The following is a 24610-nucleotide window of genomic DNA, read 5'->3' on the forward strand; positions in this document are numbered from 1 at the left end:
GCTCCTTCCGTTCGCCGGATTCGTGCCTTCGCGGTAGTCGTGCCGCGAGCGGGCGGGCGCAAACCTCGGCGCGGCTACGGAGCGGTGACCTCCGGCTCGGGGCAGCGGGCGTCGGAGAGGTAGGGCACGCACACCCCGGTGGCGTCGGCGAGCAGCATGCGACCCCCGATGAGCAGCGCGAACATGGCGAGCGCGGCGAAGACGAGCACCCAGAACACGGCGGGGAGCCGGGTCAGCCCGGCCAGCTGGTCGGCGTCGGAATCCCGGGAGCCGTCCCGGCTGCGGGTGCGCTGCAGCTCCACCACCGGCCTGATCCCGGCGATCAGCAGGAACCAGGTGGTCAGGTAGGCGAACCCGGCCTGCAGCAGGTCGCTGCCGAACCAGGAGACCGCGAACACCGCCCCGCCGACCACGAAGACGGTGAGCGCGCCGTAGAGATTGCGGATCTTGATCAGCATGGCGGCCAGCAGCACGATCGTCGTCCACAGCACCAGGGTGATCCGGTCGGCGCCGAGCAGCGCCGCGAAACCCAGCCCCACCAGCGGCGGCGCCGGGTAGCCCGCGAAGGCGGTGAGGATCATGCCGATGCCGTACGGCTTGCCGCTGGAGACCGTCAGCCCGGAGGTGTCCGAGTGCAGCGTGATGGCGCTCAGCCTGCGGCCGGAGAGCAGCGCGACCCCGGCGTGCCCGCCCTCGTGCGCGATCGTCACCGCGGCGCGGGTGACCCGCCAGACCGGGGTGTAGGCGACGAGGAGGAAGGCCACCGCACCGGTGGCGAGCACCAGCCACCACGGCGGCGGCAGCTGGGTCGAGGTCAGGTTGTCGGCGAGCGACCTGCCCCGGTCGATCAACTCGGCGGAGTCCACCGCCGCACCCTACCGGGCCGGGCCCGATCGCGGTGCCCGGCAAGCGGGTTGGGGGCGGGCTACAGCCGCTGGACGCTCCCGGACTCGGCCGAGCTGCGGGCGGCCTCGAGCACGCGCAGGCCGGTGACGGCGTCGCGGGGATCGACCGGGGCGGGGGCGCCGTCGATGAGCGCGGCGGCGACGCCCGCGTAGAAGGCCGGGTAGTCGCCGGGGAGGGTGGGGACCGGCTCGGCGTCCAGCTCCGCGCCGACGGTGCCCCAGTGCGCGGAATCGACCGTGCCCCACGGCTTTCCGTCGTCCGGGCGGCGGCCTTCGCGGAGCGCGGCCTCCTGCGGGTCGAGGCCGTCGACCTGGTAGCCCGCGCGGTCGCCGAGGACGCGGAAGCGGGGGCCGAGGCGGGGGGCGAGCGCACTCGCCCAGAGGTGGGAGCGGGCGCCGGAGGCGTGGTGCAGGGCGACGAAGGCGTCGTCGTCGGTGCTGATGCCGGGGCGCAGCCGGTCGAGTTCGCAGTAGACCTCGGTGACCGGGCCGTTCAGCACGATGGCCTGGTCGACCAGGTGCGGGCCGAGGTCGTAGAGGATGCCTGCGGCGTCCGCCGGGCCGCCGACCTCGCGCCAACCGCCCTTCGGCGTCGGGCGCCAGCGCTCGAAGCGGCTCTCGAAGCGGTGCACGCGGCCGAGCACGCCCTCCTCGACCAGGCGGCGGACGGTGCGGAAGTCGCCGTCCCAGCGGCGGTTCTGGAACACGGTGAGCAGCAGGGACCGCTCGTTCGCGCGGGTCACCAGGGCCGCTGCCTCGTCGGCGGTCACCGTGAACGGTTTGTCGACGACCACCGGGATGCCCGCGTCGAGTGCCAGCGCGGCCAGCGGGGCGTGCGTGCGGTTCGGCGTGGCGACGACGACAAGGGCCGTGCCCGCCGGGTCGGCGAAGAGGGCGTCGGGGGTCTCCAGGACCCGGACGCCGGGGTGCTCGCGCCGGGCCTGCTCGGCGCGCTCGGCCGAGCCGGTGATCACGGTGGCGACGCGGAGGCGCGGGTCGGCCGCGATCAGCGGGGCGTGGAAGACGGAGCCGGCGAGGCCGTAGCCGATGATCGCGACATCGAGAGCGCTCATGTGCTCGACGCTACCGGCGTCGGGCTCGCCCGGACGGCCACCGTCCGGCGCGTCCCGTATCGCTTCGGCTCCGCCTGCCCACACATCAGCCGAGCCGGAGCGCTGTCAGCGCCGCCGGAAGGTGGGCGATCGCGACATCACCCTTCGGTCTTCTTGAGATCGGACTTCCACTCCCGGAACCCCTCCTCGGTGCGCCCCCGCCGCCAGTACCCGGAGATCGAGGCCGCCCACTCGGCGGGCACATTGCGCTCCCGGCGCACGTACCGGCGAATATCGTGCATGACGGCCTGCGCCTCGCCGTGCACGAACACCTGCACCTGCCCCTCGCGCCACTCGGCGACCCGCACCGTCTCGGCGAGCAGCTCACCCGGCGGCCGGTCGCCGCGGTGCAGCCAGGTGAGCTCGATCCCGTCCGGATGATCGAGCTTGAGCTCCTCCTCCACCCCGGCCACCTCGACGAACGCCACCCCGACGGCGTCGGCGGGCATCGCCTCGAGCCCGGCGGCGATGGCGGGCAGCGCCGCCTCGTCGCCGGCGAGCAGGTGCCAGTCCGCGTCGGCGCGCGGCGTGTAGGCGCCGCCGGGGCCGTAGACGTCGATGGTGGTGCCCGGCTGGACCGAGGCCGCCCACGGCCCGGCGATGCCCTCGGCCCCGTGGTAGACGAAGTCGGCGGCCAGCGTGCCCGCCTCGACGTCGACGCTGCGCACGGTGTACGTGCGCTGCACCTCGGTGCCGTCCTCCTGCGGGAAGAGCAGCTTGATGTAGGAGTCGCTGTGCTCGCTCGGCCGGAACGCCGCGAAGCCGGGGCCGCCGAAGTGCACCCGGATCAGGTGCGGGGTGAGCTGTTCGGTGCGCAACACGGTGAGGGTGGTGCGGGGTCGGGCCACGGGGCTACCTCCGATATCGGCAATAAGGGTTGCCTTACTACGCTACGCCCCGGGTGCCCCGCGCGAACGCTCGCCTTGGTCAGGAGAGTTCCTGGCTCACCGCGTTCGGCCCGTCGAAGGTGCGCTCGGGCAGGTCGCCGAGTGCGTCGAGCACGTCGTCGCTCGCACTGTTGGACCTGGCGGCGGCCAGCAGGTCGTCGCGGTCGGCCGGGTAGTCGACGCCGGACAGGAACTTCTGCACCTGGATCGGGTTGACCTGTGCCATCGCTGATCTCCTCTCGGTGAATGGACGCCTCGCTCTACCACCCGTCCCCGGCGGCAAACCACCGGTGTGCCGCTCGCTGGCCGGGGTAGGGCGCGGAGAGGAGAACCGAACGAGGAGGCCGGAATGCGAGTCGTTGTGCTCGGCGCGTCGGGCAATGTGGGCACCGCCGTGCTCGCCGCACTGATCGGGGACCCCGCCGTCGACAAGATCAGGGCGGTGGCGCGCCGCATCCCGGACGAGCCGGCACCGGGCGTGGAGTGGGTGCGCGCCGATATTCGCACCGACGACCTCGCCCCGATCTGCGCGGGCGCCGACGCCGTGGTGCACCTGGCCTGGATGATGCAGCCCATGCACGCCCCGCTGGACACCTGGCGCGGCAATGTCACCGGTACCGAGCGGGTGCTGCGCGCGGTCGCCGCCTCCTCGGTGACCGCGCTGGTCTACACCTCCTCGGTCGGCGCCTACTCACCCCGCGCCGACCTGCGCCCGGTGACCGAGAGCTGGCCGACCGACGGCAGGCCGACCGCCGCCTACACCAGGGAGAAGGCGTACGTGGAGCGGCTGCTCGACACCTTCGAGTGGGAACACCCCGGCTGCCGGGTGGTCCGGCTGCGGCCCGCCTTCGTCTTCCAGCGCGCGGCCGCCGCCGAGCAGCGCAGGCTCTTCCTCGGCCCGTTCTTCCCGAATCGGCTACTGCGCACCGGGGCGATTCCGGTGCTGCCGCTGCCCGCCCGGCTGACCATGCAGGCGGTGCACGCCACCGACGTGGCCGCCGCCGTCCGGGCCGCGCTCACCCGCGAGGTGGGCGGGCCGTTCAACCTGGCCGCCGAGCCGGTGCTCGACCGCGACCGGCTCGCCGAGGTCTTCGGCGCCCGCCCGATCACCGTGCCGGACCGCCTCTTCCAGGGCGCGGTCGCCGCCGCATGGGGGCTCCGGCTCGCCCCCGCCGCCCCCGAGCTCTTCGCCGCCTTCCTCCGGCTGCCGGTGCTGGACAGCGGCCGGGCCGCCGCCGAGCTGCGCTGGCGGCCGCGCTACACCGCCGTCGAGGCGCTGCGCGAGCTGATCGACGGGCTGCGCGACGGTGCGGGCGGGCCGACCCCCGCGCTGGCCACCGACGCGGGCGGGCGGTGGCGCTGGCGCGAACTACGGTCGGGCATCGGCGGGTACGACCCGGTGGACCGGGAGCCGGTCGCGAACTGACCCGCGGCGCGGGAGGCCGAGGTTCTGTACCGCCGCGGGGACGCCCACCGCACGAGTCGTCGTCCGGTGGCGCAGTCGACCGGGGCCGCCTGCCGCTGTGCGGAGCCGGAGCGTCGCTCCGCTTTTGCGATGGCGGGGCCGTGCGCCCCGGTCCTAGCTCTCTGCCTCGGCGCGCGGCGCCCCCTCCGGCGGCGGCTCGACCACGAGCGCGCAGGCCGCGATCATCGCCACCGCGGCTACCACCAGCGCGATGAACACCAGGTGCGTGCCTGCCGCCAGATCGGCGGGGCGCGGCGGGTCGACGTCCCCGACCCTGGCGTTCACCAGCGCGCCGAAGATCGCCACGCCGACGGCGCTGCCGATCGACCGGGTGAACATGACGGTCGAGGTCACCACCCCGCGCCCGCCCCACGCCGCGTGCGACTGCGCCGCGATGAGCGTCGGGGTGGAGACCATGCCGAGCCCGGCGCCGATCAGGAAGCAGGAGAGCGCCACCTGCCACAGCGGCGACGCCGCCGAGATCAGCAGCGTGGTGCCCGCGCCCGCCGCACAGAGCAGGCTGCCGAGCAGCGCGGTCCGGCGGAAGCCGATGCGCAGGTAGAAGCGGCCGGCCTGGGAGGCGGTGACCGGCCAGCCGAGGGTGAGCACCCCGACGGTGAGCCCGGCGGCCAGCGCGCTCACGCCGAGCACGCCCTGGGCGAAGGTCGGGACGAACGAGGTCACGCCCATCAGCACCGCCCCGACCAGCAGCGAGACCGCCGCGGCGGCGAGCACCGGGCGCCGGGTGAAGAGCCCGAGCGGCAGGATCGGATCCCGCACCCGCCGCTCCACCAGCACGAAGAGCAGCAGCGCCAGCCCGCCGCCGGCGAAGACGCCGAGCCCGGCGGGGGAGGTCCAGCCCCAGCTGGTGCCGCCCTCCAGCAGCCCCAGGATCAGCGCGCCCGCGCCGAGCGTGAGCAGCACCGCGCCGAGCGCGTCGATCGGGCCGCGCGCGGTGCTCCGCCGCTCGTGGAAGTGCCGCACCAGCATCACCGCGGCGAGCGCGGAGAGCGGCAGGTTCACCAGGAAGATCCAGCGCCAGTCCAGGTAGTCGGCGAAGAGCCCGCCGAGCAGCGGCCCGAGCACCGAGGCGGCGGCCCAGACGCTGGCCATGTAGCCCTGCACGGTGGCCCGCTCGCGCAGCGTGTAGAGGTCGCTCGCCATGGTCATGGTCATCGGCATGATGGCGCCCGCGCCGATGCCCTGCACCGCGCGGAACACGATGAGCCAGGTCATCCCGCCCGCCAGCCCGCAGAGCAGCGAGCCGAGCGCGAAGACAGCGATCCCGCCGAGCAGCACCGGCTTGCGGCCGACGGCGTCGGCGAGCTTGCCGTACAGCGGCACCGTCACCGCCTGGGCCAGCAGGTAGACCGAGAACAGCCAGGGGAAGCGGTCGAAGCCGCCGACGCTCGCGGTGATCGCGGGCACCGCGGTGGCCAGGATGGTGGAGTCCAGCGCGATCAGCCCGGAGGCCAGCATCATGGCGGCCAGGATCGGGCCGCGTTCGGAGCGGAACCCGACCCCGCCCGCCGGAGTCGTTGACACGGGGGTGTCGGTGGACACGGCGCGCTCCTCGGGATCGTTCGATTCGCTATCGAATTTATCGGGCTCGCTCCGGTCCGCGCACGCGGGTTTCCACCGATCATCCGCTGATAGAGTGAGTGTCAATCGGTCTCATCTACTCAGAGGTGGCACATGGACGTGTCCAGGCTCCGCCGCACCGCCCCCGAGGCCGACTCGCTGCTCGGCCGCTACCTCGGCGACCGCCGCTTCGCGCTGGCGCTGCCGCGCGCGGTCGGGCTGCAGATCCTGCACCCCTCGGTGGCCGCCGCGATCGTGGCGCACGCGCCGAGCTCGCTCTGGCACCACAAGAAACGGGTGGTCTCGCACCTGGTGCACCTGGCCTACACCCCGCGCGACCCGCACCCGGCCGTCCGCTACGGCGACGAGCTGGTGCACGGCGTCGACAGCAGGGGCCGCCGCTACCACGGCCTCACCCCGGAGCTCTTCTTCTTCCAGCACGCCACCTACGTGGACACCCTGGTGACCGCCATCGAGACCTTCGCCCGCCCGCTCCGGGACGCCGAGAAGGAGGAGCTCTACGCCGACTGCTGCCGCTGGTACCTGCGCTACGGCATCTCCGCCCGACCCATGCCCGAAACCTGGGCCGGCTTCACCGCGTACCTGGACCGGGTCTGCGCCACCGAGCTCACGGTCACCCCGGACAGCGCGCTGCTCACCCCCGCGCTGCTGCGCCCGGACGCCTGGTGGCCGCGCACCCTGCCCGGCCCGGCGGTGCGCGCACTGCTGCATCCGCGCACCCGCGAACTGCTCGACGTGCCGCTGCGACCGGGCGATCGGGTGGCGAGCGCGGCGCACGCGATCGCGGTGCGTACCGTGCTCGCCGGGCTCACCCCGCGGGCCAGGCTGATCCCGGCCGCGCGCCGGTAGCGGATCGGCGGCTACCGAAACGGCCCGTCCACGTCGGTGTGTCGGATCGGCGCGCGCCGATGGGGTAGTTTGGCCGCTGAAGGCCACCCGGTGTCCAGCCACGGGCACGTGGGCGGCCTCGACATTGGCGGAGGTTGTTGATGATGATCCCGGACACTGACGGAGCGGTCGCCCGGTGAGCGCTGAGGACAGGGCACTGGACGTCCGTACCGAGACGGTCGGGTCGACCGTCGTGCTGACGGCGGCCGGTGAGATCGACATGGCGTCGGCGCCCGACCTGCAGTCGGCGGTGGAGGAGGCGTTGCGGGCGGAGCCGCCCGTACTGGTGGTGGATCTATCCGGCGTCGGGTTCTTCGGCTCCGCCGGGCTGAGCGTGCTGCTCGTGGCCGCCGAGGCGGCGCCGGAGCGCTCGCTCCGGGTGGTGGCGTCCGAGCCGGTGCGCAGGCCGATCGAGATCACCGGCCTGGACCGGGTGCTCCAGGTCTTCGCGACCAGGGACGACGCGCTGGCGTCGGAGGAGGTCCGCCCGTCCGAGTGACGGGCCGCAGCTGGGTCCCGGGGCGGAGCCCCGGGATAACCCCCTACCGCTGCCGCGGCAGCCGCACCACCTGCACGAAGAAGTCGTCGATCTGCTTGATCGCCGCGACGAACTGGTCCAGGTCGACCGGTTTCGTCACGTAGGCGTTGGCGTGCAGCTTGTAGCTGCGCAGGATGTCCTCCTCCGCCGCCGAGGTGGTGAGCACGACAACCGGGATGGACGCCAGGTCGGGATCGGATTTGATCCGCTCCAGCACCTGGCGTCCGTCGTATTTCGGCAGGTTCAGGTCGAGCAGGATCAGATCCGGCCGCGGCGCCTCGCCCCACGGGCCCTTCCGGTAGAGGAACTCCAGCGCCTCCTCGCCGTCGTGCGCCACGTAGAGGTTGTTGCCGATCTTGTTGTCCTCGAAGGCTTCGCGGGTCATCAGCTCGTCGCCGGGGTCGTCCTCCACCAGCAGGATGTCGATGGGCTCGCCGGAACTCGTCACGAGGTCTCCTCGGTTTCGTTGGTCTCGGCGGCCCCGGTCCCGGTGGACGATTCGAGGTCGGCCGTGCGTGGAAGAGTGAAGCAGAAGCGGGCGCCGCCGGCGAACTCGGTGTCGATCCAGATCCGGCCGCCGTGGAACTCGACGATCTTCTTGCAGATCGCCAGCCCGATCCCGGTGCCCGAGTACTCCTCCCGGTTGTGCAGCCGCTGGAAGATCACGAAGACCTTCTCCGCGAACTCCGGCGCGATCCCGATGCCGTTGTCGGTGACCCGGAACCGGTGCTCGGCGCCGTCGACGCTCGCCTCGACCTCGATCACCGGCGGGCGGCCCGGCACCGCGAACTTCACCGCGTTGCCGATCAGGTTCTGCCACAGCATGGTCAGCAGCGTGCGGTCGCCGACGATCTCGGGCAGCCGCTCCGGCCGCCGCACCTCGGTGCCGGTCTCCTCGACGATCGATGCCAGGTTGGTCAGCGCCTTGTCCAGGGCGTCGTCCAGCGGGATCGGCTCGGCGGCGTCGGTGAGCCTGCCGACCCGGGAGAAGGTGAGCAGGTCGTTGATCAGCACCTGCATCCGCTTGGCACCGTCCACCGCGAAATCGATGTACTGCTTACCCCGCTCGTCGAGCTGATCGCCGTACCGCTTCTCCAGCAACTGACAGAACGACGCCACCTTCCGCAACGGCTCCTGCAGATCGTGCGAGGCCACATACGCGAACTGCTCCAGCTCCTGATTCGACCGCCGCAACTCCACCGTCTGCGCATCCAGATCCGCCGCCTGCTCGGCCAGCTTCGCCTCCTGCGCCCGCGAGGACTGCAACTCCGCCACGATCCGCCGCCGCATATCCTCCACCGCCTCGGCCACCGTCCGCAGATCCGACGGCCCCCGCGCCTCGATGTGGTGATCGAACTCGCCACCGGCGACCCGCAGCGACGCCCGCTCCAGCTCGGCCAGCGGCCGCGCCACCAGCCTGCGCACGATGACGGTGAGCAGCACGGCGGCCAGCACGAAGATCCCGACCACCCCGCCGAGCACGGCGTTGCGAATATTCCTGGTGCGGGTCAGATCCGCGCGGTCCGCGGCCAGCGCCGTCGCGAAACCCTGGTTCTGCGTGGTGAACTGGGCGCGCAGCTGGTCGAAGAGCGCCTTGCTCCGCTCCACGCTCTGCCCGGCGACCTCCTGGGCCGCCGCCGGCGTGGTGGCCTCGGTGACCGGGGCCGCGTAGGAGGCGCGCCACTCGTCGGCCAGCCGCTCCAGCGTGTCCAGATCGGCCATCAGCGCCGGGTTGTCGCCGGCCAGCTCGCGAATCCGGGCGGCGGCGCGCTCCTCCTCCTGCCTGCCGATGGTGTAGGGCTGCAGGAACTGCGGGTCGGCGGCGATGGCGAAGCCGCGCACCCCGGTCTCCTGGTTGAGCAGCGCGCCCTGCAGCAGGTAGGCCTCGGCCGCGGCGGGCTGGATGCGGTCGAGCAGCCGGTCGGTGCTGCGGTTGGTGTCGGCGATCACCTCGGCGCCCGCGGCGCCGCCGAGCAGCACGATCAGCACCATCGACCCGAGTACCAGCTGAAACCAGGTCTGGACGGTGAACCGGCCGGAGGCGCCGTCCGCCGCGCGGTTCATGCGCCCGTTTCCGGGCGCGCCCAGCGCAGATACATGACAGCGACGTCGTCGGCGAGGCCGCCGTGCTCGTCGGCCATCGCCTCGACCTTGGCGATCAGCGCGTCGATGAAGACGTTCGGGTCGATCCGCGGCACCGAGGAGACCAGCTCGTAGAGCCCGTCCTCGCCGAGCCGCTGATTGCCCGGCCCGATGTGGCCCTCGTAGAGGCCGTCGGTGAAGAGCACCAGCCCGGTGTCCTCGCTCATCGGGTACTGGTGGCTCGGCCAGACCGCGCGGCCGGGCAGCAGCCCGAGCGCGGGGCCGCCTGCCACCTCCACCCAGTCGGTGCCGGAGTCGGTGCGCGCCAGCATGCCGGGGTGCCCGGCGCGGATCACCCGCGCCACCCGCTTGCGCGGGTCGAGCACCAGCGTGGTCAGGGTGGCGAAGGTGTGGTTGCCCGCGCGCTCGGCGAGCAGCACCTCCTCCAGCAGCTCCAGCTGCCGGGACCCGCTGATGCCGCTCAGGACCAGGGTGCGCCAGGCCAGCCGGAGCGCGACGCCGATCGCGGCCTCGTCCGGGCCGTGCCCGGCGACGTCGCCGATCAGCGCGTGCACGGTGCCGTCGGCGTCCTGCACCACGTCGTAGAAGTCGCCGCCGAGCAGGGCGTAGGCGCGGCCGGGGCGGTACCGGGTGTAGATGTCGGCCACCCGCTCGCCGCGCAGCAGCGGGGTGGGCAGCAGGCCGCGCTCCAGCCGGGAGTTCTCCTGCGCCTGCATCTGGCTGGCGCGCAGCGCGACGGCGGCGCGCTCGGTCTGCTTGCGCTGGATGGCGTAGCGCACGGCGCGGCCGAACAGCTCCGGCTCCACCCGGCCCTTGACCAGATAGTCCTGCGCGCCCGCGGCGACCGCGGCGAGCCCGGTCTGCTCCTCGTCCAGGCCGGTGAGCACCACGATGGCGACCTGGTCGGTGAAGCCGCGGATCCGGGCGACCGCCTCCATGCCGCTGGCATCGGGCAGGTGCAGGTCGAGCAGGACGCAGTCGGGGCGGTGCCGCTCCAGGTGCTCCCCGGCCTCGGCCATGGTGCGCACCCAGGTCATCCGGAGGCCGGGGGCGCCGTCCGCGACCAGCTCCTCGACCAGCAGCGCGTCCGCCCGGTCGTCCTCGACCAGCAGCACGTCGGGCTCGGCCTGCACCTGGAAGTCACCGGCCGCGTGCACGAGTCCCGCCGCGACGCGCTCGGCCTCCGCGCGTGCGGCGCCCGCCGACTCCCGCTGCCCGGACAGCATGCGCCTCGCCTCCTCGATCGTCCCGCGCGACCGACAGGGTCACCGGTGCCGCCGCGCAACTGTGCCACATTCGGCGCGCACCCGCGCGCGCGGATCGGCGGCGTGGCGCGCCCGGTCTCACTCCTGGCAGGCCCAGCAGAGGTCGACCACGGTCGGGTGCCCGCCCGCGGTGCCGTCGAACGGGCCGCGGAAGGCGGCGGCGCTGTGCGTCAGCGACGGGGTGGCGGCGCCGACGGCGGTCCGCGGCAGGGGGCCCGCCCTGGTCACCGCCTGCAGCCGGACCAGCACGGTTCCGGCCCGGCCGGTCAGCCTGCCGTCCACCGCGCTGCCCGGCACCGTGCGGGTCAGCAATGCCTCGGCGACCCGGCTCAGCGCGTCCCGCACCTCCCCGGACTCGCGCGCGCCGAGCCCGGCCGCCACCGCGGTCGCGACCGCGAGCGCCCGCAGCGTCGGCAGCGTCGGCAGCCGCTCCGCCGCCGCCGGGATCCGCACCGTCACCACGGTGTCCTCTGGCACCGCGTCCTCCGGCGCCGCGACCTCCGGCACCGCGACCTCCGGCTCCGTCACCACGCGCCCGCCTCCGGGCCGTGGGCGGGCGCGGAGGCGACGCCGCGCGTGGCCTCGGCCGACGTTCCCCGCAACGCGCGCGGCGCGCCCGTCCCCGGAGGACGGACGCGCCGCGCGGAGTGCGACAGAGCTTCGCTCACGGGGTGGAGAAGCCGATGAGCGCGCCGATCCCGGCCCCGATCGGCACGGTGACCAGCGCCCCGACCCCGCCGAGGAAGAAGCCGAGCACCGCGCCGATCCCGGCCCCGATGACGGCGCCGACCCCCGCGTTGTACTGCTTGCGTGCCGTCGTCTCGTCCTGCACCGGCCGCACCTCGCCGGTCGCGGAGACCGGGGCGAGGGTGAGCGTGCGCCCGCCGTCGCCGACGACGGGCCGCAGGTCGAGCGCCTCGCCCCCGGCCCGCACGGTCAGCGGGAGCGCGGCGACGACGGTGCCGGCCGCGTCGCTGAGCGTGACGGCCCCGCCGGTGACCGCGAAGCTCCCGGCCGCGACGGTGGTGACCAGCCTGCCGTCGGCGGCGGGCGCGGTGGTGAAGGCGATGCCCTGCTCGCTGCCCTGCACCGCGACGGCGGCGGCCGGGGCGGGCGCGGCGTGCACCACGCCCGCGGCGCCCGCGGTGGCGGCGGCGGCGAGCACGGCGGTGACGGCGATTCGATCGACTCTCATGATTCCCCACTGTCTCTCGGCAACGGCGGCCGAGTTCGATGCGGCCGCGCGGCACCCGAGCGGGAGATCCGGCCGCGCCGAGCGCGGCGCACGCGTCCGCGGCGCGGCCGGAGGTCTCGACCGGTCGAGGGCGCGGGATCGAACTCGGCGCGCGGCCGGTACGTCCCCTGCGTGCGGAATGCCCGGAGGCATTCGGCCTGCTCATTCTCGCGTGAGCTGCGGTGCGGGGCAATCGTTTCGGCGGATTCGGACGGGAATCGCCGGGCGCGCGCCCGGATTCGCGGCGCGTCGGGCCGGGGCTCAGACCCGGCGCAGCACCGACACCACCTTGCCGAGCACCGCCGCCTCGTCGCCGTCCAGCACCGGGTAGGCGGGGTTGCGCGGCTCGAGGAAAACGTGGCCGCCGCGCCTGCGCAGCACCTTCACGGTCGCCTCGCCGTCCAGCAGCGCGGCGACGATCTCGCCGGAGTGCGCGTCCGGCTGGCGCCGCACCACCACGGTGTCGCCGTCGCAGATGGCGGCCTCGACCATGGAGTCGCCGCGCACCCGCAGCGCGAAGAGCTCGCCGCGGCCGACCAGCTCGCGCGGCAGGTCGAGCACCTCGTCCAGGTGCTCCTCGGCGGTGATCGGCGCTCCGGCGGCGATCTCGCCGAGCAGCGGCACCGGCACCGAGTCGGGGGCGCCCGCCCGCGCGCCGTCGGCGGCGAGAAACAGCCGGACATCGATCGGCCGGGTGGCGGCGGCGCCGCGGCGCAGGAAGCCGCGCTCCTCCAGGTCGCGCAGGTGCCGGGAGACGGCCGAGGTGGAGCGCAGCCCGACCGCGTCGCCGATCTGCCTGGTCGAGGGCGAATATCCGTGCGCGACGGCCCAATCCCGGATGGCGCCGAGAATTTGCCGCTGCCGCGGCGGCAGCACCGAGGTGTCGGGGAGGTCGAGGTCGTTCGCGGGCTGGCGGAAGCGGGTCACCCGCTCATGCTAGATCGGTCAGGCGAGCCTGCTGACCGGCCAGTCTTCGGGCAGGTCGCGCAGCCCGGCGATCATCCGGAACGCGGTGAGCAGCGCCTGGATCCCGTCCACCCCGGAGGCGACGGCGGGGCGGTGCTCGCTGATGTGGAAGCGGCAGAGCGCGTACCGGCCGTCCTCGGACGGGTACGGGCGGCCGATGATGATCGAGTACGGCCCGTCCGCGCCGTGCAGGGTGCGCGCGGCGACCAGCGACTGCGGGGTGTGCTCCGGGTCGGCCGGGCGCTGGCCGGTGCCCGTCGCCGGCGCCGGGAAGGCGAGGTCGGCCGGGTCGAGCAGCTCGAAGCGGGCGCCGCGGCGGTTGGCGTCGGCGAGGTCGTCGGCGACGCCGAGCAGCGCGCGGTACAGCGCGGCCAGCGAGTCGGTGCCCGCGGCCCAGCGCTCGCCGATCCCCGCGATGCGGAACCCGCACACCACGCCCTGCGTCTCGGCGGCCACCTGTGGCGCCCCGATCTCGATGGAGACCGGTCGCGCACCGTCGGCCACGGTCCGCGACGCGATCACGTCACGGATGCGCCGCCACTGGTGTCCGCCGGTGTGGTGGCCGGACCCGCCCACCGCGGGCGGCGCCGTGTCCTCCCGTTCGCGGATCTCTGTCGGTCTCATGTCTCCCCGAGTACCCGATCGGTACGTTTTCTTAACCTGCCGGTCTCGGTGCCCCCACCGGCATGCGGAGCGGGCCGGGCACCGGGTGCCCGGCCCGCTCCGCGGCTCACCCCGCGTACTCGGCCCCGGAGGCCGGCGGCGGCTCCGCCGCCAGCGCCAGCACCTCGTCGTCGGTGAGCAGCCGGGACCGGATCAGGAAGCGCACGCCCTCCGGCGCCTCCAGCGAGAACCCGCTGCCCCGGCCGGGCACCACGTCGACCGTGAGGTGCGTGTGCTTCCAGTACTCGTACTGGTCCGCGCTCATCCAGAACGGGGTGTCGCCCGCGACCCGGCCGAGCAGCACGTCGGCCGCGCCGACCCGGAACTCGTGACGCGGATAGCACATCGGAGCGCTGCCGTCGCAGCAGCCGCCCGACTGGTGGAACATCACCGGCCCGTGCTGCGCCTCCAGCGTGCGCAGCAGCTCGGTCGCCGGGGCGGTGAGCTCCACCCGTGGCACAGCCATCAGAAGAACCCCTGCTTGTTGGGGGAGTAGCTGACCAGCAGGTTCTTGGTCTGTTGGTAGTGCTCGAGCATCATGCGGTGGTTCTCCCGCCCGATGCCCGACTTCTTGTAGCCGCCGAACGCCGCGTGCGCCGGGTAGGCGTGGTAGCAGTTGGTCCACACCCGCCCCGCCTTGATCTCCCGGCCGAGCCGGTAGGCGGTGTTCATGTCCCGCGACCAGACGCCTGCGCCGAGCCCGTACAGGGTGTCGTTGGCGATCTTGAGCGCCTCGTCCACCGAGTCGAAGGTCGTCACCGAGACGACCGGGCCGAAGATCTCCTCCTGGAAGATCCGCATGTCGTTGCGGCCCTTGAAGATGGTCGGCTGCACGTAGTACCCGTCCGGGAGGCCGTCGACCGCGCGGGTGCCGCCGCCGGTGAGCACCTCGGCGCCCTCCTGCCGTCCGATGTCGATGTAGGAGAGGATCTTCTCGTACTGGTCGTTGCTGGCCTGCGCGCCGATCATGGTGGCGTCGTCGAGCGGGTTGCCGCTCACGATGGCCTCGGTGCGGGCCACCGCGCGCTCCATGAACTCGTCGTAGATGGAGGAGTGCACCAGCGCGCGCGAGGGGCAGGTGCAGACCTCGCCCTGGTTCAGCGCGAACATGACGAAGCCCTCGATCGCCTTGTCGAAGAACTCGTCGTCCGCGGCGGCCACGTCCGGCAGGAAGATGTTCGGGCTCTTGCCGCCCAGCTCCAGGGTGACCGGGATGATGTTCTCGCTGGCGTACTGCATGATCAGCCTGCCGGTGGTGGTCTCGCCGGTGAAGGCGATCTTGGCCACCCGCGGGCTCGAGGCGAGCGGCTTGCCCGCCTCGACGCCGAAGCCGTTGACCACGTTCAGCACGCCGGGCGGGAGCAGGTCGGCGATCAGCTCGACCACCTTGAGGATGGAGGCCGGGGTCTGCTCGGCGGGCTTGAGCACGACGGCATTGCCCGCGGCCAGCGCGGGCGCCAGCTTCCAGGTGGCCATCAGGATCGGGAAGTTCCACGGGATGATCTGGCCGACCACGCCGAGCGGCTCGTGGAAGTGGTAGGCGATGGTGTCGCCGTCGATCTCCGAGATGCCGCCCTCCTGGGCGCGCAGCGCACCGGCGAAGTAGCGGAAGTGGTCGACGGCGAGCGGCAGGTCGGCGGCCAGGGTCTCGCGGACCGGCTTGCCGTTCTCCCAGGTCTCCGCGACGGCGAGCGCGGTGAGGTTCTCCTCGATCCGGTCGGCGATGCGGTTCAGGATGTTGGCGCGCTCGGTGGTCGAGGTGCGGCCCCAGCCGTCGGCGGCCTGGTGCGCGGCGTCCAGCGCGCGGTCGACGTCGGGGGCGGTGGAGCGGGCGACCTCGGTGAAGGTGGCGCCGTCCACCGGGGAGGGGTTCTCGAAGTAGCGGCCCTCCGCCGGGGCCACCCAGTCACCGCCGATGAAGTTGTCGTATCGGCGGGCGTACTCGACGACGCTGCCCTCGGCTCCCGGCTTCGCGTAGATCATGGCGAACGACTCCTCGCTGTTGGCGACAGTGAACCCACGGCGCACGGCCGTGACGCGTGTCACTATGCGCCGCCGAGGTTGGCGAAACGTTGATGCCGGGAAGCGGCTGCGCCGCCGCGGCCCGACGGGTCGCACCCGCGTGGGCCGTCGCGCACCCCAGATGGCGCGGTTCAGTCGCGAAGGGCGGAGTGCAGCCGCGCTGCGGCGATGGCGCGGCGGGTGTCGCCGGGTGCGAGCAGGCCGAGCGCGTGCTCGTGCACGGCGATGTCGTCCGGCGCGAACTCGCCGTAGCGCAGCGCGTGGCCGGGGTCCGGGCTGGAGAGCACGGCGGTGCGGATCGCCACCTCGAGGTGATCGCGCCAGGTGACGATCCCCGGGGTGTCCGATCCGGGCAGCAGCGGCCCGCGGTACAGCTCGACGGCGGCGCCGGTGTCGCCTGCCTCCAGCGCGGCGAGCAGCTCGACGGCGTCGCAGGCGGGCGGGTGCGCCAGCCGGTAGACCCGGCTGCTGATCTCGCCGTCGGTGGCCCGGCGCAGGTACGACATCTCCGACTTCAGCGTGCTCGTCCGCACCGGCCGGTCGCCGTAGACGGCGAAGTGCAGCCGCTCGTGCGTGAACCCATCCGGCTCCAGCGCCAGCAGCGTGAGGATCTCCAGGTGCCGGGGCCGCAGCCGCACCGGCTCGCCCGCGCGCACCAGCTCGGCGCCGCCGAGGCAGCGCAGCCGCGCGCCCGGCGCGGCGGGCGCCCCCGCCCGAAGCCGCGCCTCGATCGCGCTGGCCAGCGCCATCGCGGTGGACATGGCGAGCGGGTGCGCCCGGTCCCATGCGGTGGAGAGGTCGAGCACGCCGAGCTGCCTGCCGTCGGGGCCGTGGATCGGCGCGCAGTAGCAGACCCAGCCGTGCAGCGCGGCGACCAGGTGCTCGGCGGAGAAGACGGTGTGCGGCCGCTCGGTGCGCAGCGCCAGCGAGAGCGCGTTGGTGCCCATGTGCGGCTCGTCCCAGCGGCCGCCGGGGGCGAAGTTCACCTGTTCGGCGCGGCGGCGCATGACCGGCCCGCCGTAGGACCAGAGGATGGTGCCGCTCTCGTCGGTGACGGCGGCGACGAAACCGGAGCCGTCGGCGACCGCGCGCAGCTGATCGGCCAGCTCGAGCACGGGGGTGCGCAGCGGGGACTCGGCCCAGCGGGTCCGCACGTCGACGGCGTCGCCGGGTGCGTGGTCCCTGCCGGGATCGACCGTGCGCAGCGAGCGCGCCCAGGACTGCGCGACCGCGGAGTCGAGCGCGCCGGGCCGCGCGAGTTCACCGGGGGGCCGGATGGCATCCGGGCCCGGCACGCGGGGGACCCGGCGGGTCCACTCCGCTTCGAGGGCAGCTCGTCGCTGCGAGAGGCTGCGTCGTTGGGCCATCCCGCGATCCTGAGGTCGTTGGTTCGATGGTGCGCCGAACCCTATTCTGCCCCGGCGCGGCACCGTGCGGGCGGGAAACCCGGCGCGAGCGGGGGCGGGCCGGGAAACGGCCCGCCGACCGCGCGGCGGGTCAGCCCTCCGCGTCGCTGTTCGCGGCGCGGTAGGCCTGCTGCACCTCGGCCGGGATCCGGCCGCGGGCGGAGACTTCGAACCCGTTGTTGCGGGCCCACTCCCGGATCGCCGCGGTCTGCTCGCGGTTGTCCGCGGACTTGGCGCGCGGGGCGGGGGTCTTCGGCTGGCGCCGTCGGCCGCTCACCCGGCGGGCGTGCGTGGCCCACGACTCCAGCTCGTCGCGCAGCTTCTTCGCGTTGGCGCTGGACAGGTCGATTTCGTAACCGATCCCGTCGAGCGCGAACTCGATCGTTTCGTCCGCGACCGACTCGCCGTCGAGATCGTCGATGGTCTGGACGATGACCTTCTTGGCCATATTGTTGTGCTGCCCCTTTCCGGACGCCGGATTCGACAGCACGACATTACATCCCATTCCGCGCCCCGCGGTGCCGCATACGCCTTTGCGGGTGGTTCCGGCAAAGGCGCTCCCGACTTTCGGCAATCGATAGCGAATTCGCACCGGAGCGGAACCCCGAATTCGTGCCGGTGGCACCCTCGGCGAATTAGCGGGGGCCGGTGACCCAATTCACAGTGGTGTTGCGGTATGGATCGCGTGTGGCGATGAGTTGGGGGTAATAGCCGAGCAGGCGCAGGTGGCGCCCCCCGGCCCGGACGGCGGGCAGGGGACGAGCGCTATGCGGTGGAGAGGGGCACGGGCCATGTCGATGTTCCCGGTGTTGCTGATGATCCTTGGTCTTCCCGTGATCGCGGTGGTCGCCTCGTATCTGACGGTCGGCGCCACCTTCTGGCTGGAGGCGCGCCGCGCCGCCGTCCGGGTGCCCGAGCGACGCGTCGGCGGCTGACGCGCTATTGCGGGCCCGGCTACCCCCGGGGAGCCGCCGAATGGCCCTCGCGCCCGTGCGTGCGGCGCGCTTCCTTCATCTCCGCCTCGAATAGGTGGCGCCTGCCGTCGAACAGCTCGTCGCGGACGTCCCGTTCGATCTCCCGGAAGTGCGCGTAGTAGCCGTCGTCGAACTCCTCGACGATCTGGAAGGTCCAGCGTCCGGGCAGCACATTCCGGCCGATCAGCTCGTGCTCGATGCGCGCGGCGATCTCCGGGTGCCCGGACTCCCTGAACTTCGACACCGCCTCGTCCAGCCGCAGGTCGGCGCCGCCGATCAGCTGGTGCAGCTCGTAGAGGTGGCCCCTGGCGCGCTCGATGGTCTCCAGCGCCTCGGAGAGCTTGCCGCCCGCGGCGACCGTCGCATCGTCCACCCCCGGCGGCCGGCGATGCTCCGGGGACGGGCGGTCGGTGATCGCGGCGCTCTCGGTGGCCGTCTCGGTCATGTGGCGTCCCTTCCTCGATCGTCCCCTGTGCTGTGCGCCCGTAATACCCGCTGGCCGGGCCATGAATCCGGGTGAACGCGGGGGAGCGCACGGCGCCGCGGCCGGTGTGCTCACCCGGCCAGTGCGCCGCCGCCGATCGACAGGTAGGCCATGAACAGGACGAGGGCGAACCAGCCCGCGCCCTGCCAGATCGGCCAGCTACCGCCGCGCCGCCACACCAGGAACGTCCGCACGAAGGCGCCGATCGCGCCGAGCAGCAGGGTCGCCGCGGGCGCGAGCAGCGTGACGCCCTGCGCCGCGGTGTCGCAGAGCATGCGCTCGCCGGAGCACTCGGCGCGGCCGCTGGCCCAGAGCATGCAGACCCCGAACACCGCGGCGGTGACCACGAGCACCGCGGCGAGGTAGCGGGCCGCGCCGCGCACGGCGCCCGGGTCGTTCCAGCGCTTCTCGACATCGTTCACCACGTGCTCGGTGATTGCCGGAGGGGCTCGGCTCAAACATTGTGCACAACTGAATAGCTCGCTGCCGGCGAAATTCGCAGACCGCGCGGTATACCCGGCCGACCCGGCACGCCCGGGTGGGCCCGGTGCGTACAGTGCAGCTATGTCCGAGGCACCGTTGCCCGATCTTGCCCGAGAACCCGAATTCCGCCCGCACCGGAGCGCCCCCGCCGGGGCCGCGCTACCCGGCGCCGACCCGCTCTCGCTCACCGCTCAGCTCTGCTTCGCGCTCTACTCCACCTCCCGGTCGATGACCGCGGCCTACCGTCCCTTCCTGGACGAGATGCGGGTGACCTACCCGCAGTACCTGGCGCTGCTCGCGCTCTGGGAGCGGCCGGGCATGACCATGCGCGAACTCGGTGAGAAGCTGCACCTCGACTACGGCACCGTCTCCCCGCTGATCCAGCGGCTGCAGGCGCACGGCCTGGTGGAGAGCGTGCGCAGCGCGCACGATCGCCGCGCCGTCGAGCTGCGCGCCACCGAGGCCGGCCGCGCGCTGCAGCGCCAGGCCAGGCGCATGGTGGAATCCGTGCTGGCCGAGGTCGATTACCCGCTGGACCGGGTGATCGCGCTGCGCGACGAGGTGAAGGCGCTCGGCAGGCGCCTCGACGCCATCACCGCCGATCGCCAGCACGCCGCCGAGCTCTCCGCACTCGCCCCGGAGCGGCTACGCCCGCCGGCGGTGGCCGGCGCACGCGGCTGACCACGCGTCATGTCACAGTGGGAGAAACGCGACCTGCGCCACGGTTTCCGTTCGGTGCGGCGCGTGAATCCGATGTGATGTGACTCGTGTCGCCGTGGACGGGAGGTCGGTCCGATGACAGCGCAACAAGTTCGGCGCGCGCTGCCCGAGACCGAGCCGCCTGCCGACCCGGTGCTCCCGTCCAAGGACGAGCTGCTGGCCGCGCTGCGCGGCCACTACCTCGCCGGGCCGCTCTGCCGGGAGGCGCACGCCATCGCCGAGCTGCACCGGGCCCGCCGTCGGCTGCCCGCCCGTGGTGCCGAATTCGACCGGGACCGCGCCGATCTGGTGCGCCGGATCGACGGCTGGGTACGGTGCAACCTGCCCACGCCGCGGGCGGGGGTGCGGTGCCACCCGGAGTCGCTCGGCGCCGTGATCGACCGGATGGCGGCGGCCTCCGAGCGCGCCTTCCACCTGCTCATGACGATCGACCCCGGGAGCGACGAGATGCACGCGGCCTGGACCGCGCTGGCCGAGCAGGAGATCGGCTACGGGGAGCTGGCCGCTGCGCTGGAGAGCGGCTGGCTCGCGCTGCCGTCGCGCTGAGCCGCGGTCACGGCACGCGGTTCCTGGTGCGCCGCGATCGGGGTGCGGATTTCCGCTGTGCCGCTGTCAGGGCGCGCAGTTTCCGGCGCCGACGGGGGTGCCCGCGCGCCAGCGCTCGCCGAGCTGCTCGAGGACGTCGGGCAGCGCGGAGGCGTAGCCGAGTTCGCCGCGCTCCTCGTCGACCCCGAACACCACCGCGAGCACCCGGCCCTCGGTATCCACCAGCGGCCCACCGGAATTACCGCCGCGGATCTCGCCCGCCACCGCGTAGAACTTCCGCTCGACGCCCGCGGTGCGGTAGATGTCGCGCACCGGGCGCTGCACCCGGCTGCGCACCCGTGCCGCGCTCGCGGTGTACGGGCCGCCCTGCGGGTAGCCGAGCACGACGGCGTCGGCACCCGGCTCGGCGGGCAGCGGCGCGATCGGCACCGGGACCGCGGTGAGCCCGGGCACCGCGAGCACCGCGATATCGATGGCGGGCTCGAACTGCACCACCTCGGCGTCGAGCGGGCCGTCGGCGGTGTCCACCGAGATGTTCGTGGCACCGGCGACCACGTGCGCGTTGGTCAGCACCCGCTCGGCCGCGATCACGAAACCGGTTCCGGTCTGACGCAATCCGCAGTCCGCCGCGATGTCCCGGATGCGGAGCACACTCGGTTCCAGCGCGGTGGTGAGCGCAAGCGCGGCAACGGCGGGGTCGGGCTGCTCCCGGGAGCGCCCGGTCTCCTCGCGCGGCCAGGCGGAGGCGGCGGGCAGCCCGGCGTCGCGCAGCGGCTCGGCGATCCGCTCCGGCAGCTCGGCGGCCCAGCCGGGGGCCAGGTCGTCCACCGTGCGGAGCACCACCGAGCCCTGCACCGCCTGCGCCTGCGCGGAGCCGGCCAGGGCGCCTGCCACCAGCCAGACCAGCACCGGCACCGCGGCGGCGTGCGTGACCGCGCCGCCGACCGCGTCGGCCCGCCTGGACCCGCTGCCGCGCACGGCATCCCGCGCCGAGCGGCCGATCCGGTGGCCGATCAGCTCGCCGGTGACCAGGAAGATCCCGACCACCGCGATCACCACGGTGAGCCGGGGCCAGCCCGGCTGCACCCGGTGCAGCACCCCGCCCGCGAGCAGCGCGCCGAGCACGGCGCCGAGGACGACCCCGGCGAAGCCGAGCAGCCCGACGATCGCGCCGCGCCGCCAGCCGGCCAGCGCGGCGAGCACGGTGGCGACGAGCACGACGAGATCGAGCCAGATCGCCACCGTCACGCCGCGTCTCCCGTCCACCGGCCCGAGCCGACCCACCGCCGGGCCGACCGCGCCCGGCAACCGCGGGCCGCTCGGGAGTCGGCCACGGTCACGCCGTCAAACTAGCGACCCGTCAGCTGGGCAGCAACCGCGCCGCGCGGCGCGCGTACGCCCTGACGTCGGCATCGCTGTCGTGCACCGCGCGGGCCAGCGCGTCCTGCGCGTCGTCCCGCTCGGCACGAGCGCTCACCGACAGTACCGCCGCCTTGCGCACATCCAGGTGCGGATCGTCCAGCGCGGTGCTCAGGGCCGGGATCGCGGCGTCCGGATCGGCCCCCGCCAGCCCCTTGGCCGCCCCCACCCTGACCTGCCACGCGGTATCGGAGAGCGCCCCGATCAGCAGGGCGACGTCATCTCCCGGCGCGGGCGCCGGCTTGCGCGGTGCCCGCGGCGCCGACGCGGACGGTCCGGGGCCGGCGGCTTCGAACGGCCCCTCGGCGCCGAGTGGGCCGAAGGCGGCGAGGGCGGCGGCGCGGACCAGGGGGTCCGGGTCGGCGGCGAGGCCGCGGATGACCCGGCGCGCGCCCGTCGCGACGGCGACCGGGCCGATCTCCGCCAACCCGTGCGCGACGACAACGCGCACCTCGCGGTTGGGGTCGCCCGCCAGCGCGGCGACGCCGGCGGGCTCGTCCAGCGAGACCAGCCCGCGCACCGCCTCCAGCCGCACCCGGTGGTCGGGGTCGCGCGCCGCACCGGCGAACCAGTCGGCGGAGCCGCCGCGCAGCGCGCGCACCAGGTCGACCACGGTGGCGCGCACCCCGGCGTCCGGGGAGCCGATCCGCTCCCGCAGCCCGGCGTGCTCGGGCAGCACCTCGACCAGCTCGCGCAGGCTGTCCGCCGCGGCTCGGCGCACGGTGACCGCCGGGTCGTCCAGCGCCAGGATCAGCGCACCGGCGAAGCCGTCCGGCGTGTGTTCGGTGAGCACCGAGAGCGCGGCGACCCGCACCACCGGGTCGGGATCGCGCAGGTACGGCTCCAGCTCCGCCACATCGGGCGCGTCCAGCGCCAGCAGCGTGACGATCCGCGGCGACGGCGCCTCCTCGCGCAGCACCGGCTCGATCCGCTCCGGCGCGGCCTGCGCGCCGCCGCGGACCACGACCGGCTCCGCGGCACGCACCGGGACCTCGGCGGGCACCGCGCCCGGCACGTCGTCGAACTCGGGCACCGGGACCAGGTACGGCGCCACCGCGCGCTTGACGAACTCCATCTCGCCCGCGCCGTTCTTGCGCAGGTTCAGGTGGTAGCGCCAGTCGACGTCGTCGCGCTCGGGTAGGTCGGCCCGGTCGTGGTAGAGCCCCCAGCGCGATTCGGTGCGGGTCAGCGAGCTGCGCGCCGCCATCTCCGCGCAGTCCCGGATGAACGACACCTCCGCGGCGCGCATGAGTTCGTGCGCGGTGCGCGCCCCGATCCCCTCGACCTCGGCGCGCATCCGCTCGAAGGTCTCCACCGCGAGCGAGAGCTTGGCCGCGGTCTTCGGCGGCGCCACGTAGTCGTTGACGAAGCGGCGCAGCTTGTACTCGACCTGCGGCTGCGGCGGCCCCTCCGGGTTGCGCAGCGGGCGGTAGATCAGCTCGTGTGCCGCCGCCAGCTGGTCGGCGGGGAGCGCGGTGGGCGCGGCCGTCTCGGCCAGTGTGGACGCCGCGTGCTCGCCGGCCAGGTCGCCGTAGACGAAGGCGCCGATCATGTAGTTGTGCGGCACGCAGGCCAGGTCGCCCGCGGCGTACAGCCCGGGGACGGTGGTGCGGGCGTGGTCGTCCACCCAGACGCCGGAGGCCGAGTGCCCGCCGCAGAGCCCGATCTCGGAGATGTGCATCTCGATGTCGTGCGTGCGGTAGTCGTGGCCGCGATTGGCGTGGAAGGTGCCGCGGGTGGGCCGCTCGGTGGTGTGCAGGATGCCCTCCAGGGTGGAGAGCGTCTCCTCCGGCAGGTGCGACACCTTCAGGTAGATGGGGCCGCGCGCGGACTCGATCTCCCGTTTGACCTCGGCCATCATCGCGCCCGACCAGTAGTCGGAGTCGACGAAGCGCTCGCCGTGCGCGTTCACCTGGTACCCGCCGAACGGGTTGGCGACGTAGGCGCAGGCCGGGCCGTTGTAGTCCTTGATCAGCGGGTTGATCTGGAAGCACTCGATCCCGGAGAGCTCCGCGCCCGCGTGGTAGGCCATGGAGTAGCCGTCGCCGGCGTTGGTCGGGTTCTCGTACGTGCCGTACAGGTAGCCGGAGGCGGGCAAGCCGAGCCGGCCGCACGGGCCGGTCGCCAGGATCACCGCCTTCGCGCCGACCGTGACGAACTCGCCGGTGCGCGTGTTCAGGGCGGCGGCGCCGACCGCGCGGCCGCCCGCGGTGAGCACCCGGACCGGCATGAGCCGGTTCTCGATCCGGATGCGCTCGCGCATGCTGCGCTGGCGCAGCACCCGGTACAGCGCCTTCTTGACGTCCTTGCCCTCCGGCATGGGCAGCACGTAGGAGCCGGAGCGGTGCACGCGGCGCACCGCGTACTCGCCGTAGGCGTCCTTCTCGAACTTCACGCCGTACCGCTCCAGCCGCTGCACCATCGCGAAGCCGCGGGTGGCCGTCTGGTAGACGGTGCGCTGGTCGACGATGCCGTCGTTGGCGCGGGTGATCTCGGCGACGTAGTCCTCCGGCTCGGCCTTGCCCGGCACGACGGCGTTGTTCACGCCGTCCATGCCCATGGCGAGCGCGCCGGAGTGCCGCACGTGCGCCTTCTCCAGCAGCAGCACGTTCGCGCCGCGCTCGGCGGCGGTGAGCGCGGCCATGGTGCCAGCGGTGCCGCCGCCGATGACGAGGACGTCGCAGTCCAGGCGGATCGCGTCCGCGAGTTCGGGGATCGCCGGGGTCGGCGCGGGGGCGGTCATGAGCGGCCTCCAACGGTCGGGGGGTGCGGAAGGGCCGTGCACCGGAGCCGGGCCCGGCCGCGGGACGCGGCGGCCCTGGGCAGTGCTCGTGCCGGAGCCGGGGGAGCGGAGTCGTCCTTCGCGGCGTACGGCGCAGCGGCATGCGGGCGGCCGCCGGCCACGAAGCTGCCGGAGCGGGGAGCGTG

General features: G+C 73.7%; 26 protein-coding genes. 6 read left to right on the forward strand and 20 right to left on the reverse strand.

The annotated features are described in order from the left end of the window. Positions 1–74: 74 nt before the first annotated feature. The 4 genes from LTT61_RS30775 to LTT61_RS30790 all read right to left on the reverse strand — a co-directional run bounded on the left by LTT61_RS30775 (position 75) and on the right by LTT61_RS30790 (position 3130). The gene (locus LTT61_RS30775; RefSeq protein WP_233017510.1) at positions 75–866 is read right to left on the reverse strand and encodes a M50 family metallopeptidase; all 792 of its coding nucleotides are present in this window, start codon (positions 864–866) and stop codon (positions 75–77) included. Positions 867–925: 59 nt separating this feature from the next. Continuing rightward, a complete protein-coding gene (locus LTT61_RS30780) occupies positions 926–1978 on the reverse strand; it encodes a Gfo/Idh/MocA family oxidoreductase (RefSeq protein WP_233017511.1) in 1053 nt (350 codons plus the stop codon). A gap of 137 nt (positions 1979–2115) precedes the next feature. After that, positions 2116–2865 carry a siderophore-interacting protein gene (locus LTT61_RS30785; protein ID WP_233017512.1) on the reverse strand — a complete coding sequence of 250 codons (750 nt, stop codon included), beginning with the start codon at positions 2863–2865 and terminating at the stop codon, positions 2116–2118. Positions 2866–2944: 79 nt separating this feature from the next. Further along, entirely contained in the window at positions 2945–3130 is a 186-nt protein-coding gene (locus tag LTT61_RS30790; RefSeq protein WP_233017513.1) for a DUF2795 domain-containing protein, read from the reverse strand. 123 nt (positions 3131–3253) lie between these two features. Between LTT61_RS30790 and LTT61_RS30795 the strand changes: the two genes are divergently transcribed. Continuing rightward, the gene (locus LTT61_RS30795) at positions 3254–4330 is read left to right on the forward strand and encodes an NAD-dependent epimerase/dehydratase family protein (RefSeq protein ID WP_233017514.1); all 1077 of its coding nucleotides are present in this window, start codon (positions 3254–3256) and stop codon (positions 4328–4330) included. Positions 4331–4483: 153 nt separating this feature from the next. Here the strand turns inward: LTT61_RS30795 and LTT61_RS30800 are convergent, their stop codons facing one another. Next, entirely contained in the window at positions 4484–5932 is a 1449-nt protein-coding gene (locus LTT61_RS30800) for an MDR family MFS transporter (RefSeq protein WP_233017515.1), read from the reverse strand. Between the two features lie 132 nt (positions 5933–6064). Between LTT61_RS30800 and LTT61_RS30805 the strand changes: the two genes are divergently transcribed. Next, the gene (locus LTT61_RS30805; protein ID WP_233017516.1) at positions 6065–6820 is read left to right on the forward strand and encodes an oxygenase MpaB family protein; all 756 of its coding nucleotides are present in this window, start codon (positions 6065–6067) and stop codon (positions 6818–6820) included. Positions 6821–6995: 175 nt separating this feature from the next. Continuing rightward, positions 6996–7358, forward strand: a complete 363-nt coding sequence (locus LTT61_RS30810) for an STAS domain-containing protein (RefSeq protein WP_067649504.1) — start codon at positions 6996–6998, stop codon at positions 7356–7358. A gap of 43 nt (positions 7359–7401) precedes the next feature. Here the strand turns inward: LTT61_RS30810 and LTT61_RS30815 are convergent, their stop codons facing one another. The 11 genes from LTT61_RS30815 to LTT61_RS30865 all read right to left on the reverse strand — a co-directional run bounded on the left by LTT61_RS30815 (position 7402) and on the right by LTT61_RS30865 (position 17504). Further along, positions 7402–7845 (reverse strand): response regulator, encoded by a 444-nt coding sequence (locus LTT61_RS30815; protein ID WP_233017517.1) that lies wholly within the window; start codon positions 7843–7845, stop codon positions 7402–7404. Next, positions 7842–9461, reverse strand: coding sequence for a sensor histidine kinase (locus LTT61_RS30820; protein WP_233017518.1), 1620 nt, complete (start codon positions 9459–9461; stop codon positions 7842–7844). Before LTT61_RS30820 ends, LTT61_RS30815 begins: the two co-directional genes overlap by 4 nt. Then, positions 9458–10726, reverse strand: coding sequence for a PP2C family protein-serine/threonine phosphatase (locus LTT61_RS30825; protein ID WP_233017519.1), 1269 nt, complete (start codon positions 10724–10726; stop codon positions 9458–9460). Before LTT61_RS30825 ends, LTT61_RS30820 begins: the two co-directional genes overlap by 4 nt. A 117-nt stretch (positions 10727–10843) precedes the next feature. Further along, positions 10844–11293, reverse strand: coding sequence for an anti-sigma factor (locus LTT61_RS30830; protein WP_233017520.1), 450 nt, complete (start codon positions 11291–11293; stop codon positions 10844–10846). A 136-nt stretch (positions 11294–11429) separates the two neighbouring features. Further along, positions 11430–11960: a hypothetical protein gene (locus LTT61_RS30835; RefSeq protein WP_233017521.1), complete on the reverse strand. Its 531-nt coding sequence runs from the start codon at positions 11958–11960 to the stop codon at positions 11430–11432. A gap of 300 nt (positions 11961–12260) precedes the next feature. Beyond that, positions 12261–12926 carry a transcriptional repressor LexA gene (gene lexA, locus LTT61_RS30840; protein WP_233017522.1) on the reverse strand — a complete coding sequence of 222 codons (666 nt, stop codon included), beginning with the start codon at positions 12924–12926 and terminating at the stop codon, positions 12261–12263. Positions 12927–12944: 18 nt separating this feature from the next. After that, complete coding sequence (locus LTT61_RS30845; RefSeq protein WP_233017523.1) at positions 12945–13589, reverse strand: DUF6968 family protein; 645 nt, start codon at positions 13587–13589, stop codon at positions 12945–12947. A 106-nt stretch (positions 13590–13695) separates the two neighbouring features. Further along, positions 13696–14094, reverse strand: a complete 399-nt coding sequence (locus LTT61_RS30850) for a DUF779 domain-containing protein (RefSeq protein ID WP_233017524.1) — start codon at positions 14092–14094, stop codon at positions 13696–13698. Next, positions 14094–15611 (reverse strand): aldehyde dehydrogenase, encoded by a 1518-nt coding sequence (gene adh / locus LTT61_RS30855; protein ID WP_233017525.1) that lies wholly within the window; start codon positions 15609–15611, stop codon positions 14094–14096. The genes LTT61_RS30850 and adh overlap by 1 nt, the downstream gene beginning before the upstream one ends. A gap of 170 nt (positions 15612–15781) precedes the next feature. Beyond that, positions 15782–17017 carry a transcriptional regulator gene (locus LTT61_RS30860; protein WP_233017526.1) on the reverse strand — a complete coding sequence of 412 codons (1236 nt, stop codon included), beginning with the start codon at positions 17015–17017 and terminating at the stop codon, positions 15782–15784. Between the two features lie 130 nt (positions 17018–17147). Beyond that, positions 17148–17504, reverse strand: a complete 357-nt coding sequence (locus tag LTT61_RS30865) for a histone-like nucleoid-structuring protein Lsr2 (protein WP_233021260.1) — start codon at positions 17502–17504, stop codon at positions 17148–17150. 343 nt (positions 17505–17847) lie between these two features. Here LTT61_RS30865 and LTT61_RS30870 point away from each other — a divergent pair, with 343 nt between their 5' ends. Further along, a complete protein-coding gene (locus LTT61_RS30870; protein ID WP_233017527.1) occupies positions 17848–17991 on the forward strand; it encodes a hypothetical protein in 144 nt (47 codons plus the stop codon). A gap of 19 nt (positions 17992–18010) precedes the next feature. Here LTT61_RS30870 and LTT61_RS30875 read toward each other — a convergent pair whose 3' ends face one another. Together LTT61_RS30875 and LTT61_RS30880 are read right to left on the reverse strand one after the other, a co-directional pair. Next, positions 18011–18475, reverse strand: coding sequence for a hypothetical protein (locus tag LTT61_RS30875; RefSeq protein ID WP_233017528.1), 465 nt, complete (start codon positions 18473–18475; stop codon positions 18011–18013). 110 nt (positions 18476–18585) lie between these two features. Continuing rightward, complete coding sequence (locus LTT61_RS30880) at positions 18586–18936, reverse strand: hypothetical protein (RefSeq protein ID WP_233017529.1); 351 nt, start codon at positions 18934–18936, stop codon at positions 18586–18588. Between the two features lie 142 nt (positions 18937–19078). Between LTT61_RS30880 and LTT61_RS30885 the strand changes: the two genes are divergently transcribed. Further along, complete coding sequence (locus LTT61_RS30885; RefSeq protein WP_233017530.1) at positions 19079–19678, forward strand: MarR family winged helix-turn-helix transcriptional regulator; 600 nt, start codon at positions 19079–19081, stop codon at positions 19676–19678. A 114-nt stretch (positions 19679–19792) separates the two neighbouring features. Next, complete coding sequence (locus LTT61_RS30890; protein WP_233017531.1) at positions 19793–20263, forward strand: DUF4254 domain-containing protein; 471 nt, start codon at positions 19793–19795, stop codon at positions 20261–20263. Positions 20264–20329: 66 nt separating this feature from the next. Here the strand turns inward: LTT61_RS30890 and LTT61_RS30895 are convergent, their stop codons facing one another. Together LTT61_RS30895 and LTT61_RS30900 are read right to left on the reverse strand one after the other, a co-directional pair. Continuing rightward, the gene (locus LTT61_RS30895) at positions 20330–21511 is read right to left on the reverse strand and encodes a MarP family serine protease (protein ID WP_233017532.1); all 1182 of its coding nucleotides are present in this window, start codon (positions 21509–21511) and stop codon (positions 20330–20332) included. Between the two features lie 112 nt (positions 21512–21623). Further along, a complete protein-coding gene (locus LTT61_RS30900) occupies positions 21624–24425 on the reverse strand; it encodes a fumarate reductase/succinate dehydrogenase flavoprotein subunit (RefSeq protein ID WP_233017533.1) in 2802 nt (933 codons plus the stop codon). Between the last annotated feature and the right edge of the window lie 185 nt (positions 24426–24610).

It is taken from the genome of Nocardia asteroides (assembly GCF_021183625.1).
Lineage (GTDB): Bacteria > Actinomycetota > Actinomycetes > Mycobacteriales > Mycobacteriaceae > Nocardia > Nocardia asteroides_A.